General features: G+C 51.0%; 10 protein-coding genes. 3 read left to right on the top strand and 7 right to left on the bottom strand.

Annotated features, from left to right (window positions below):
- Window positions 1-16: 16 nt before the first annotated feature.
- Window positions 17-1,165, bottom strand: coding sequence for a glycerate kinase (locus AWM72_RS05035; RefSeq protein ID WP_067974190.1), 1,149 nt, complete (start codon window positions 1,163-1,165; stop codon window positions 17-19).
- A gap of 259 nt (window positions 1,166-1,424) precedes the next feature.
- Here AWM72_RS05035 and AWM72_RS05030 point away from each other — a divergent pair, with 259 nt between their 5' ends.
- Window positions 1,425-2,696 carry a GntT/GntP/DsdX family permease gene (locus tag AWM72_RS05030; RefSeq protein ID WP_067974187.1) on the top strand — a complete coding sequence of 424 codons (1,272 nt, stop codon included), beginning with the start codon at window positions 1,425-1,427 and terminating at the stop codon, window positions 2,694-2,696.
- A gap of 679 nt (window positions 2,697-3,375) precedes the next feature.
- Here the strand turns inward: AWM72_RS05030 and ftcD are convergent.
- From ftcD to AWM72_RS05015, 3 genes are all read right to left on the bottom strand, one after another.
- Window positions 3,376-4,287, bottom strand: coding sequence for a glutamate formimidoyltransferase (ftcD, locus tag AWM72_RS05025; protein ID WP_067974184.1), 912 nt, complete (start codon window positions 4,285-4,287; stop codon window positions 3,376-3,378).
- Window positions 4,288-5,194: 907 nt separating this feature from the next.
- Window positions 5,195-6,289 (bottom strand): anti-sigma factor domain-containing protein, encoded by a 1,095-nt coding sequence (locus AWM72_RS09290; RefSeq protein ID WP_067974181.1) that lies wholly within the window; start codon window positions 6,287-6,289, stop codon window positions 5,195-5,197.
- Window positions 6,290-6,294: 5 nt separating this feature from the next.
- Complete coding sequence (locus tag AWM72_RS05015; protein ID WP_143485081.1) at window positions 6,295-6,927, bottom strand: RNA polymerase subunit sigma; 633 nt, start codon at window positions 6,925-6,927, stop codon at window positions 6,295-6,297.
- Window positions 6,928-7,276: 349 nt separating this feature from the next.
- Between AWM72_RS05015 and AWM72_RS09215 the strand changes: the two genes are divergently transcribed.
- Complete coding sequence (locus AWM72_RS09215; RefSeq protein WP_144435177.1) at window positions 7,277-8,425, top strand: CAP domain-containing protein; 1,149 nt, start codon at window positions 7,277-7,279, stop codon at window positions 8,423-8,425.
- Window positions 8,426-8,500: 75 nt separating this feature from the next.
- Window positions 8,501-9,292: a hypothetical protein gene (locus AWM72_RS05005; protein ID WP_067974175.1), complete on the top strand. Its 792-nt coding sequence runs from the start codon at window positions 8,501-8,503 to the stop codon at window positions 9,290-9,292.
- 527 nt (window positions 9,293-9,819) lie between these two features.
- On the opposite strand, the gene AWM72_RS04995 is transcribed toward AWM72_RS05005, so the two are convergent.
- The 3 genes from AWM72_RS04995 to AWM72_RS04985 are packed head-to-tail and all read right to left on the bottom strand — an operon-like array spanning window position 9,820 to window position 13,646.
- Entirely contained in the window at window positions 9,820-10,464 is a 645-nt protein-coding gene (locus AWM72_RS04995) for a V-type ATP synthase subunit D (protein WP_067974168.1), read from the bottom strand.
- A 6-nt stretch (window positions 10,465-10,470) separates the two neighbouring features.
- Entirely contained in the window at window positions 10,471-11,868 is a 1,398-nt protein-coding gene (locus AWM72_RS04990) for a V-type ATP synthase subunit B (RefSeq protein WP_067974165.1), read from the bottom strand.
- A complete protein-coding gene (locus AWM72_RS04985) occupies window positions 11,868-13,646 on the bottom strand; it encodes a V-type ATP synthase subunit A (protein WP_067974162.1) in 1,779 nt (592 codons plus the stop codon). Before AWM72_RS04985 ends, AWM72_RS04990 begins: the two co-directional genes overlap by 1 nt.
- Between the last annotated feature and the right edge of the window lie 35 nt (window positions 13,647-13,681).

Below are 13,681 nucleotides of genomic sequence, written 5' to 3'. Positions count from 1 at the left end.
AGACATTTTTTGTATTTCAATTGTTGGCATGACGATTAAGCAAGCGCATCACATTCTCACAGGTCTGCTCAAGGTTTTCTGCAGTTTCTGCCAGGGCTTCTTCTAGAGTGCTCGGCCCTCTACCGATCGCAAAAATAGCTTGGACGCCTTCCTCATAGAGGGCCTCAGCGCCCTCACCTATCTGGCCAGCCAGGGCGATCACGGGAACTTGGGCCTGATGTCCAACCCGGGCTACGCCCTGGGGCGTCTTGCCAAAGACAGACTGGCCATCTAAAGAGCCCTCACCGGTGAAGATATAATCAGCGCCTTGGCAATGCTTGACCATCTGAGTTTCTTCAATAACGAGGTCAATGCCAGCTTGAAGTTTGGCCCCGAGGAAGGCCATTAAGCCAGCTCCCAGGCCACCCGCTGCGCCTCCGCCTGGACACTGGGCCATGTCCCAAGCCAAGGCCAAGTCCTTCTTAGCACAGGTCGCGAGCTGGCGGAGGTTACGGTCGAGAGCGGCTACCATGTCGGGGTCAGCCCCCTTTTGCGGGCCGAAGACGGCTGAAACGCCCTGGTCCCCCACTAAGGGATTGGTTACGTCGGAGGCAACAATGATTTCTATGTCTTGGAGTCGGGGATCCAGCCTGCTGAGATCGATATGGGCCAGGTCTGACAAGGTACCACCGCCTAGACCAATGGACTGGCCCTGGCTATCGAGGAAGCGGCCGCCCAGAGCCATGGCCATCCCCACGCCTCCATCATTGGTCGCACTGCCCCCAATCCCCAAGATGATCTTCCGACAGCCGGCATCCAGAGCAGCCCGAATGACTTCGCCTGTGCCGTAAGTTGTGGTGTGCCAGGGATTGCGGTCTGCTCTAGCGACTAACTCCAGTCCCGAAGCAGCTGCCATCTCGATGACTGCGGTCTCTCCGTCAGCAAGACGTCCCCAGGCTGCTTGGACTTGTTGACCAGGTAGGGGGCCTGTCACACTAGTCCGCTCCAGCTTTCCCCCGCGCGCCGCTAAGAGGGCTTGGACGGTCCCTTCCCCACCATCCGCCATGGGCAGGGCAAGTATTTCAGCATCCGGACAGGCCCGGCGGATACCTGCTGCCATGGCCTGGCAAGCTTCCTCGGCGGTCACAGCATCCTTAAATGAATCAGGTGCGAGAATAATTTTCATATGATTACCTCCTTATGGGACTCTGTGTTATCCTAATTATAAAAGCTTCAGCCCCTTTTTAAATAACGAATTTTTAGGCAAAAACCTGCTCCAAAAGTCAGTCCTGACATCCACTTCACGAACTATGTCCAATCGTTGACCAACGATTGGACATAGTTCGCTCCAGTGATTCAGGCCTAACCGACTTTTGTCACACTCTCAATTATAAAAGCCCTTACAACTTATTGCGACCCCTAGGATTTAGAATGGAGGCTTATCCATGTTGATCTCAAGCTTTGGGGCCCTAGCTGCCCTCGCCATTGCCCTATTGCTCATCCTCAAAAAATTGCCTGCGCCCTATGCCCTCATGGTTGGCGGTTTGGTCGGTGCCCTTTTAGGTGGCGCTAATCTCAGTCAAAGTATTGAGGTCATGGTCGACGGTTCGGCTTCCATGATGAGCGCCATCCTCCGTATCCTCGCCTCGGGGGTCCTCGTTGGTTGCCTAGTCAAGACAGGGTCCGCTCAAAAGATTGCCCAGGCCATCGTCAACCGGCTGGGCCAGAGCCGGGCCCTGGCCGCTCTCATCCTGGCCAGCCTTCTGATCTGTAGCATCGGGGTCTTTATCGACATCACGATCATTACCGTTGCTCCTATTGCCCTAGCCATCTGCCAAGAAAGCCAGCTTCGAAAGGAAGCTGCCCTGGTCGCCATGATCGGCGGGGGCAAGGCCGGCAACCTCATCTCCCCCAACCCCAACACCTTGGCTGTTGCAGCTAGCTTCGATGTCGACCTAAGCCGGCTGATCTTACAAAATCTGGTGCCCGCCCTAGTGGCAGCACTGGTGACCCTCCTGCTCTCTCAGGCTCTCAACCGCAAATTAGGCGACCAAGTGGGGCTTGACTCGTCTGACCCAGTCGCTCCAGTCGCTAATCCTAGCGAGCAAGGTCCTAGCCTGTTCGCCGCTCTGGTCGGTCCCCTCACGGTTGTCGTCTTGTTGGCCCTCCGTCCACTTGTCGGCCTCTCCGTCGACCCTATCCTAGCCCTCCCTCTTGGGGGACTGGCTTCCCTACTAGCCTGCCGTCAGGGCAAAAAGCTCATCAGCTACAGTCAATTCGGCCTGGACCAAGTCAAGGATGTTTGCTTGCTTCTGATTGGAACGGGAGCATTGGCCGGCGTGATCACCGCTTCCCAGCTCCAAGCCGATCTCAGCCAGCTCCTCCAATTCCTCCAGCTGCCGCCCTTCCTCCTCGCTCCCTTGTCTGGTATCTTCATGGGCGCAGCCACAGCCTCCACCACAGCCGGAGCCAGTATCGCCAGCCAGAGTTTCGCCCCAAGCCTGATCGAAGCCCAAGTCCCCCACCTAGCAGCCGCTGCCATGTTGCATGCGGGCGCCACCGTCTTGGACTCCCTCCCCCACGGTTCCTTCTTCCACGCCACCGCAGGCAGTGTCCAGCTCTCCTTCCGCCAGCGTCTGACCCTCATCCGCTACGAAGCCACAATCGGCGCCAGCGCCACCCTAGTTGCCATCCTAGCCTATCTCATGACCGCTTAGGGTGCGAGACTTGGGCTTAGGCTCGGATGATTGGAACAAGTCAGGATAAGAGCGAAGCATTCGCTCGTTCCTTACTTGTGAAATCACTCCAAGCCTGCCAAGTCGAACCCGACTGTAGGGTGTGAGGGCTGGCGCTTAGCTTTCGTTCACTGGAGCAAGTCGCCAGAGCAGTCTGAAAGACTGCGGCGAAGACTTGTGAAGTGACACGAAAGTTGCCAGACCGAACCCAACTATAGGGTGCGAGGGAGCGCGGGTAGAAGTGGACCTCTGGAGCAAAGAGCCATAGAAGGCTGAAAGCCTTCGAAGGATCTTTGTGAAGAGGAGCCACTTCTGCGCGACCGAACCCGACTGTAGGGTGCGAGCAAGAGCGCTTAGTTTTCGAGACCCCTGAGTAGTGCAAATAACATGTCGCCAATTTGTATTTGGAAGCTCTGAGTGCAGATAGCATGTCACCAATTTGCATTCGAAAGCTCTTAGAGCAGATAGCAAGTCACTAGTTTGCACTCGCAAGCCCTGAAAGCAAATAGCAACCGCCGATTTGCGCCCAAGAACTCTGAGTGCAGATAGCAAATAACCCCACCACAATTTGAACAATACCATTTAAAATAAAAAACGTATCCCCAGTTTCCACTTGGCCTAGTCCCTAGGCCTCCAAGCACTGGAAGGATACGTTTTTATTTTAGTCTGCTTTAGCCTGGCGAAGTTCTTCTTCGAGGACCTGGCCTTGCGGATCAAAGTCAGCTAGTTGAAGGTAGTAGGCTGCACTGTCATAGAGGGCCTGGGCTGGGGCTAGGCCAACCAGTTCCGTTTCGAGTACAGCCACCCCATAGCGGGCTGCTTCCATGCGGACCGTTTCTAGGATCCGGTAGAGGGGCAGACTGTCCAGGTCCAAGATATTCATGGAGACTTGGACCAAGTCGCGGTCAGTTAGGGCCATGCCCAAAGCCTGGCAGGCAGGGAAGCCCCCACTCGAGCCCCGGACCTTTTTAGCAATCGCCTGAGCCACATCCAAACGATTAGTATCTAGGTTTACGTTGAAAGCGACCATAGCTGGACGCGCCCCTACAGCAGTCATCCCTGCGCTAGGATGCGGGGCTTGGGGGCCGTAGTCTACCTGCCAAGCCGGATCAGCAAGCTTATCAGCTAAACCTTCGAAACCTCCCCGGCGGATATCAGCCACCCGGTTGCGGGAAGGCTGGCTAGCCGCCTCTCCATAGAGCATCACTGGTAAGTCAAAGTCAGCTGCTAGACGCTCAGCCAGGGCTTCGGCCATCCGACACGCCTGGTCCATAGAAGTCTGGCCCAGGGGAATAAAGGGACAAACATCCAAGGCTCCCATGCGCGGGTGCTCACCCTGGTGCTGGTTGAGATCAATCTTCTCCACTGCGACGGTCGTCATTTTGATCAGTGCTTCGATCAACTGGGGGCCCGTCCCCATCAATGTAAATACGGACCGGTGGTGGTCAACGTCAGCTGAATAATCGAGCAGGACCACCCCTGCCACTGACCTGGCCTCTTGAGCGAGGGCCTCCACTACTTCCTGGTCACGCCCCTCAGAAAAATTCGGCACCGCTTCAAACAAGTCTCCCATAATCTGCCACCCTTTCTTGTGATTTCCTTCACTCTAACATAAAGCGACAAGAAAAGCTATTTGGGACCCCTAAAGCTTAGCCAAGATCATTCGCTGCATTTTTTAGGGTTTGACTGCGCAGCAGAAAGCTTCACTGCATTTTTAGAAGATTTCACTGCAAATGGCCATGGTTCACTGCAGATTTAACTGAGTTGACTGCAAGTTCATTGAGTTCCCGTTTAGAGCTATCACCTGCAATCTGCTGTAACTCAATGCGCAATTAAGGCAGTTAGCTGCATGGCACCATCATTCACTGCATGTTTTGAGGGATTGACTGCAAGCTGATAAGCTTCACGATTAGAACTATCAAGTGCAAGCTAGTCCAACTCAATGCACAATTAAGCTGTTGACTGCACACCACCACCATTCACTGCGGATTTAGCAGTTTTGACTGCAAGATATACCGATAAAAGAAGTCTGGAGCCACTAGAATAATTTTTATTCCAATAGCTCCAGGCTTAAATAATTTTTTACATGCAAGCTATAACCGAATTTGCTGTGTCAAGCCTCATTCGGAGGGCCTGATTGTGTGTTAGGCATCGTCACCCCACACTTGAAGGACTTGATTGGGTGTCGGACACCGTCAAACCACAATCGCAGACTCTACTTGGGTGCTGGGCGTCGTCAACCCACACTCAGAGGCTTTGCTTGAGTGTCGAGCACCGTCAAACCACATTCAAAGCCTTTGCTTGAGTGTTGGGGATTTAGTCGAGATTAAGGATCCAAACCTAAGCGCCAAGTCTCACACCCTTAGTCGGGCTCGACTTGGCAGGCTTGGAGTGATTTCACAAGTTAGGAACGAGCGAATGCTTCGCTCTTATCCTTACTTGCTCCAATCATCCAAGCCTAAGCGCCAAGTCTCACACCCTTAGTCGTCATCGTCGTCCCAGTCGTCGTCATCCCAATCGTCATCGTCCCAGTCATCGTCGTAGGAGGGCTGGGGTGCTGGTGCGGGAGCTCGATAAGGGGCTGGGGCTGGTTGGGGTGCGGGAGCCGACTGATTAGGCCTGGCTGGTTGCTGGGGCTGGTTAGCAGGTCGACTTGGATTCGTTTCAGGCTGGGAGGAAGGGGCTGGACTTGCTCCTTGACCTCCGGATTCTGGCTCTGCTTCGGATTCTTTCTTAGCTTCTTCTTCTTTCTTTTTCTCCTCTTCTTTTTTCTTCTCTTCTTCTTTATTTTTGGCTTCTCCTTCCTCTTTCTGGCGCTGGTCTTCGTTGACCACATGGATGTAGTCGCCATGGCCCTTCAGACGGTCTTTCTTCTCTTGGTCGGACAAGTCACGACTTTCCTCACGCGTCCAGATATTGAGGTCATAGTGGTCGATCAGGTAGTCGGCCAGGGACTGGCCCTTATCTTTGGCTGCTTGGTATTCGCTATTTTCAGCCTGGAGGAAGATTAAATCGCCATCGTAGCCGTTCGCTTCATAATAATCACGGATCTGCTGGCGGACTTGGTCGGCCTGGTCTTTAGGCAGGCCTGTGCTTGCGACCACCATGTTCTGGTCATCCGCCACTTTCACTTGGCCGAGCAGCTGGTCGATCTCATCCTTGAGCTTCTCACCGATATACTTGGCGGCCGCTTGTTCCTTGCCACTGGCGTCAGCTAGGGATTGGATGGTCCCCTTACTGTCCACTTCTAACTGGATGCTTGGATTGCGTCCCAAGCCTAGAATCTCATCTTCCTGGCTCCAATTGCTGGCTACTGTCGCTACACCGATAACTAAAAGGGCCATGGCAGCCACGAGGATTCCTGTTAACCAAGGAAGGCCTTTTTTCTTACTTCCTGACTTCAAGGGCACTGGCGCCTTGGCAGGTGTTTGTTGGTAGCGATCTTCTTCTGTGATATAGATCTGCTGGCCGACCGTCAAGCCGTCCTTTAAGCGGATGCGGAGGATTTCCCCCGACCGCGACATGGCCAAGGCATAGTCGGTCTTTATCTCTAATATAAGCACTTCTTCAAACATCCCGCTCACCCCCTAATCCAATCTAATATGGCCCGGTATTCCTTCACAAAAATGATAATTACCGAAATAATAAAGGTCTTGGACCCCTTGATCACCTTCTCTGTCACGTCAAAAGTCCGGCTCATCTTACGGATGGGCAAGCGCTTCTTAGTGAAGAGGTGGTCGGTAATGGCCCGCTTCTTACTGGATGCTTCAGAAATATCAATGGCCCGCTCTCGGGTGTCTCGGTGCTTGGGCGCTTCATCCGCTAATTGTTCCAGCGTAATCGCAAAGTCTTCCAAGTCTTCCTTCCAGGCTTCAATCTCAACCTTCATATCCGTCTGCGACACCGGCCGCTCGTCTACTGGGTCAAAGCCTAATTCCTGCAAGTCGTCTAAGGAAACATCCTGCTGGTCCTTGCCCTCTCCCTTAAGATGAGTCAGGACCCGGCTCTTAATCACCAGTTTACAGAAGGCTAAAAAGTGCCCCCGGTCTTCATCATAACGTGAGATGGCCTCATCGAAAGCCATCAAAGCCACACTCAAGGCATCATCATTGCCGACTTCCACATAGCGTCCCGTTATTTCAGATACTGTCTTAATAATAAAACCAAAATGTTCTTGAATGAGCGCATTCCGTTCCTCTCGCGTCTCCATCACTTATCCCCTCATTCCTCCATAATCAGAGCCTCCAGCCCTAAGACAAAATACAAAAGCCCAAGAAATTTTAGGGCCTATTTTGCCCTACTATAGCAAAAAAGAAGTACCGAAGCGACTGAAATGGTCATTTTTAAAGAAAATCTCCAATATTTTAGAAATTAGTCCCTAAATTTTTTAGCCCCCTTGTATTTTATAACAAGAGAGCCAGAACGTTCTCGGGTCTACTCGACCCAAAATCTTTTTTTTAAAAAAGGGCCCTAAATTTTGGACAACCCTTGTATTGTATAGCAGGAGGGCAAAAATAGTCCTCGCATCACTCATTATGACAGAAAAGAAAGGGAATGATCACATGAAACTGGATAAAAAATTACTCATCGCACTCGGACTGATTGGAGCAGGCAGCCTTGGACTTGGCGAAACTGTCCAAGCTGATGACTTCGATGACGATTACGATGACTATGAAGATTACGAAGTTGATGACGACTGGGACGATTACGACACTTATGATGACGATTATGATGGTTACGACGATGACTGGGACGATTATGACGCCTATACTGACAGTTATGACTATGACGGTTATGACGATATTTACGACGATTATGACGACGATATCTATGATGATGACTTAAGCGTTGACGATTACGATGATATCCACGACGATTTTGACGACGATGATCAGGATGAGGACTTAGGCGATGACGATTACGATGACATCCACGACGATTTTGACGACGATGATCAGGATGACAACCTAGATGATAACGATTACGACGATATTCATGACGGTTATGACGATGACCAGGATGACGACCTAGACGATGACGATTATGACGATATTCATGACGATTTTGACGACAAGCAGGATAAGGCTAAGGAAAGCCGCCCTATCCCTGTGGCAGAAGTTACGTCCCTTGCTAGCGAAAAAACCGTTGATTTAAGCAAGGCTCAACCAGACTTCAATTTAATTCCAAGGGCTGAAGCCAGCACCCAGGAGACAGCAACAACGGACACCAAGCAAGATCCGACTACAGTGACTACGCCAAGTGCTGATGCAGTAACCCTGGCTAACCAGAGCACGACCTCCCTCAGCCAGGCTATCAGCAAACATTTCCACGACCTGGTCAACCAGGAACGTACCCAGCAAGGCTTAGCGCCTTTAGCCTACCAAGATAGCTATCAAGCCGCAGCCAACAACCGGACCCAGGAGATTATCGATTGCTTCTCCCATACCCGTCCCAATGGCCAAGCCTTCCACACGGCTAATGGTTTTGAGAGTGCAGGCTCCTATGTGGGTGAGAATATCCAGCAGACCTATGCTAGCCCTGGCACTTCAGCTGAAGCCATCGCTCAAGAGCTCTTCAACAATTGGAAGAATAGCCCTGGCCATTATGCCAATATGATCGATGCCAACTACAAGGGCCAGTCGCTCGGCCTGGAATTCATCCAGAATGGTGACCACACCCTCATCTATTCCGCACAGATTCTTGGCCAATAATCCTTAAAGACTGCTTTCTGCTGGACTTTCTTTTATAATAGACTTAAGAATCAGAATAAAGGGAGGCCAGCAAGCGTGACCCAAAATAAGAAAAAAAGCCAAGCTGCCAAGATCGAAAAGGTTAAGAAGCGTGCCCTTGAAGCCATGCGCCAGCCTTTTAAACAAAAATCGGCCGAAGAAATCCAAGCTGAGATGCGGCGGCAAGCCCATTATGGTTTGAAGGTCTATGTTAGCCAGTGGGGGGATAGCCTCTCCCAGCTCGCACTAGCGTCAGGACGGGATGTTGTCGACCTTGTTCACGATAACCAGCTCGACTATAAAGATCGGATAGACACGGGAAGCCTAATTGAGGGCGTCCTGGATGACTTAAACGACAAGGCAGCGGGGGAAGAAGTTACTGAGGAAGATCCCCTCTTCGACCCTGAGCTAAGCTTAGCGAGTGAACAAGCCAGCGTCCGCCTGAGTCCCGAGCCAGCCCGAGGAATTGCACCTGGCAAAGATGAGGAGAAGACAAGTATGACAAATAACTTATTTGATGCAATTAACCAAGAGCGCCAACGCCTAGGCCTCCATGCCTTGCAAGAGGCCAGCGACCAGGGCGGCTTTATCCGCGCCTTAAACGACCAAGCTGTTCTCTATAGCTACCAAGATGCTGACCAAGACTTGGTGACGGAAATCAAGGTTCAAGTGAATGCGGATGACGCAACGTCTGAGGAAGAGGCCCTAGCAGCAGGCTGGGAGCTCTTAAAAACCCAACCCCTACTCTACCAACAAGTCACCCAGGCCCTCTACCGCAGCCATTACGCCAACCTCCAGCCCAAGCGTGATGGATACACGCTCATTTATGGTTTAAAAACTTCTGAATAACAAGAAAAGCACAGCTGAACTTTGAACCAGCTGTGCTTTTTGTTGGGATTGATCGAGGAGGCCTGGATTTATGTGTGTTAGGGATTGGTAGATGGCGGCAATTTGCGAATGGAGGGGGAGTTCGCAAGTTGAGGGGCTCCAACTTGCAAAGGGACTGGGAATTCACAAGTTGCAGAACGCCAACTCGCAAACAGACCGGATATGCGCAAGTTGCAGAACGCCAACTCGCAAAGAGAGCCTCCATTCGCAAGCTAAGCCGAAGCTACTTGCTATCGAAGGCTTCCTCTGCAAGTTCGCTAGTCTCCGCTTCAAATTCCAGAGCGGAACGCCTGCTCACCAGCACCCTTCCCAAGAAAAAAGTCTGGGACAAAAGTTCCAACCTCTTTTAAAATTTTTTTCAAAACCTGCTCCAAAAGTCAGCTCTGACTCCACTTCACAAAGGATGGGCGAGCCTCTACAAGGCTCTCCCCTCCTTTGCTCCAGTGGTTCAGAGCTGGACGACTTTTGTCGCACTCTATTTCTCAAATTTAAGCCTTTTCGCCCATATCTTTCACTTTGATCATCCGGGTCTTGGTTGACCGTTCGTCTTCTTCGAGTTTGGCTTCGATGTAGTCGATGGTTTCCTCGGTATCAGGAATCATCCGGTACTCGAGAGCGTTTACCCGGCGGCGGGTACTTTCGATTTCGTCTGCCATGAGTTGGCAGGTTTTTTCGATTTCGCTGAGTTCAAGTAGGCGCGGCATCACTTGGGTCATGGTTTCAATTGCTTCGTCCAATTCGCTTGAGGTATTCAAGTAACCATAGGCAAATTTTTCATTTTCACTTTCTTGCTCTTCGGAGTAGTGGAATTGCATCTTAGGGACGTCAACGCTCATGATGTTTTCCTTATGCATTTCCAAAGAGACTTCTTTGGTTGGAATTGCGACGAGTTCATCGATGAAGGCTTGGTTCATCAATGAAGACGCAAGGACAAAATTTTGAAGGGCGCCGGAGAGTTGGGCTTCAACTTCCTCGCGCAATTCGTTATTTTGGCGGATCAAATCGATAAATTGACGCATCAGTTCGTCTTGCTTATCTTTGAGCAATTTGTGTCCGCGTGTCGCTACGTCTAAACTTTTCTTCAGGTTGCGCAGTTCCATCCGCGTCGGTTTGACATTTAACGCGTTGGCCATTTAGCATCACGCTCCTTCAGATTCAGTTTCAGCGTCTTCCGGATAGTATTTCTCAATCAGTTTGTCGTTAATCCGGGTCAATTCGGACTTAGGCAAGATAGCGAGGAGTTCCCAAGCTAAATCTAAGGTTTCGAAGATGTCACGGTTGGTGTTGAAGCCTTGGTTGACATATTCTTCTTCAAAACGTTCGGTAAACTTGAGGTAAAGCTTGTCAGTATCAGAGAGTGCGGAGTCCCCGAGTACGACCGCTAATTCTTTGGCTTCCTTACCCTTGGCATAGGCTGAGAACAACTGGTTCATGGTGTTGGCGTGGTCTTCACGCGTCTTACCTTCCCCGGTCCCCTTGTCTTTCAGACGAGACAGGGATGGCAACACGTTGATTGGTGGCCGAACCCCATTGTTGTAGAGCTCATGGTCTAAGATAATCTGACCTTCTGTAATATAACCGGTCAAGTCAGGGATTGGGTGGGTAATATCATCTTCCGGCATGGTTAAGATCGGAATCTGAGTTACCGACCCATTAGCCCCGCGGATCCGTCCAGCACGTTCATAAAGGGTTGACAGGTTGGTATAAAGGTAACCTGGGTAACCCCGACGCCCTGGCACTTCACGGCGGGCAGCGGATACTTCACGCAAGGCCTCGCAGTAGTTGGTCATGTCCGTCATGATAACGAGGACGTGCATGTCCTTCTCATAGGCTAGGTATTCCGCAGCTGTTAAAGCGATCTTAGGGGTTGCCAAACGTTCAATAGCTGGGTCATTGGCTAAGTTGATAAACATTACAGACCGGTCAATGGCGCCTGTTTCACGGAAGGAGTTCTCGAAGAATTTAGCTTCTTCAAAGGTTACCCCCATGGCAGCGAAGACTACCGCGAACTGTTCATTGTCGTTCAACACATTAGCTTGGCGAGCGATCTGAGCCGCTAATTCTTGGTGGGGTAAACCTGAACCTGAGAAGATTGGCAGTTTTTGCCCACGAACTAGGGTATTCATGTGGTCAATGGTTGAAATCCCCGTTTGGATAAATTCATCCGGATAGTCACGGGCCATTGGGTTAATGGCTGTCCCGTTAATATCGCGCATTTCATCTGGGATGATGGCAGGGCCACCATCGTTGATATTGCCTAAACCATCGAATGAACGACCAATCATATCTTCTGATACGCCGAATTCGAGCGGACGGCCTTTGAAACGAACCTTGGTATCGCGCAAGTTGACCCCTGAACCGCCCCCATAAATTTGGACAACGGCACGGTCTTCTTGGATTTCTAGGACTTGGCCGACCCGGCTTTCGCCCGTTTGCATTTGAATTTCAACCAATTCATCGTAGCCGACTCCCTCAACGTCATCAACAATCATCAGAGGGCCATAGACATCTGTTACGGATTTATATTCTTTTAACATTATTCAGCCCCTCCCTTTTGTACAAGATCACGCATGGCAGGCTTAATATCTGCCTTCAATTGGTCAAGTTGGTCGAGATCATCTTCATGGACATACTTCATCCGTGAGATGCGTTCGCGAATATCTTGGGTGCCCTTCATGATTTCGTCGTAGTAAGCGCCAAGTTCCATGGCTTCACGCGCTTCATCTTCGAAGGTCAAGATAATATCTAGCATCTTATATTGCTTGTCGAAAGATGTGGTAGCATCGACATCATCGAATGAGTTTTGTTGCAGGTAAGCTTCACGAACCATGGCTGCAACAGTCAGTGTTAAGCGGTCACGTTCAGACAAGGAGTCAATCCCTACCAGACGGACAATTTCTTGGAGGCCGTCTTCTTCTTGCAGGGTCGACATGGCACTGCTGACCATTTCTTGCCAGTTGGTACCTGTTTCTTCAGAGATCCCTTGAGTCACGTCATCGAGATAGAGTGAGTAGGAATCTAACCAGTTAATAGCTGGGAAGTGACGTTGTTGAGATAAGTTGGAATCGAGTCCCCAGTATACCTTCACAACGCGGAGGGTATTTTGGGTAACTGGTTCTGAGGTATCCCCGCCTGGAGGTGACACGGCACCGATCGCTGTAACAGCCCCAGTCCGGCCTTCGCTCCCTTGAACTTCAACGATCCCGGCACGTTCATAGTATTCCGCGATCCGTGAGCCCAAGTAGGCAGGATAACCTTCGTCCCCTGGCATTTCTTCCAGACGCCCAGACATTTCACGGAGGGCTTCGGCCCAACGTGAGGTGGAGTCCGCCATGATAGCAACGGAATAGCCCATGTCACGGAAGTATTCGGCTATGGTAATCCCGGTATAGATGGACGCTTCACGGGCGGCAACCGGCATGTTGGAAGTATTAGCAATCAATACGGTCCGTTCCATGATAGACTTGCCGGTATTCGGGTCGATCAATTCTGGGAATTCGTTAACAACGTCCGTCATCTCATTCCCACGTTCCCCACAACCAACGTAGACAACGACATCTGCGTCCGCAAACTTAGCGATCTGGTGTTGGAGAACGGTCTTACCAGCACCGAATGGCCCTGGGATGGCAGCAGCGCCCCCCTTGGTGATAGGGAAGAAGGTATCAACTACCCGCTGGCCGGTGGTCATAATGGTATCTGGTAATAATTTCTTCTTGAATGGACGTCCAATACGAACTGGCCATCTTTGTGAGAGGCCATAGCCCTTCTCTTCACCGTGCTCATCGCGGATCACATAAACGGTATCGTCTAAGTCATAGTCGCCAGAAGCGATCTTAGCGATGGTCCCTTTGACCCCATTCTGTACCATGATCCGGTGTTCAATGACTTCACCTTCTTGAACTGTCCCAACGATATCGCCAGCTTCGACGCTATCGCCTTCTTGGACTGTCGCTTCGAAGTGCCATTTCTTCTCACGGTCGAGTGGGTCAACATGGGCCCCGCGTACCAAGTAATTGGAGCCTGTTTTTTCCATAAAGTCTTCGAGTGGGCGTTGGATCCCATCGAACATACGTGTTAAAAGTCCTGGACCTAATTCTACTGATAAGAGCTCCCCGGTTGGGCGCACTTCTTCTCCTGGGGTTAAACCAGAAGTTTCTTCATAAACCTGGATAGACGCAACGTCACCGTGCATTTCGATGATTTCGCCCATGAGGTTTAATTCGCCGACGTAGCAGATTTCCTGAACGGCAGCGTCTTCCATGCCGGAAGCTTTAATCAGTGGACCAGAAACTTCTACTATTTTCCCTGATTTCAAATCTTTTCCTCCCTCTAATGGTTGTTTCACTGAGA

It is taken from the genome of Aerococcus sanguinicola (genome assembly GCF_001543145.1).
GTDB classification, from domain to species: domain Bacteria; phylum Bacillota; class Bacilli; order Lactobacillales; family Aerococcaceae; genus Aerococcus; species Aerococcus sanguinicola.
This window is presented reverse-complemented; position numbering and strand designations above follow the sequence as displayed.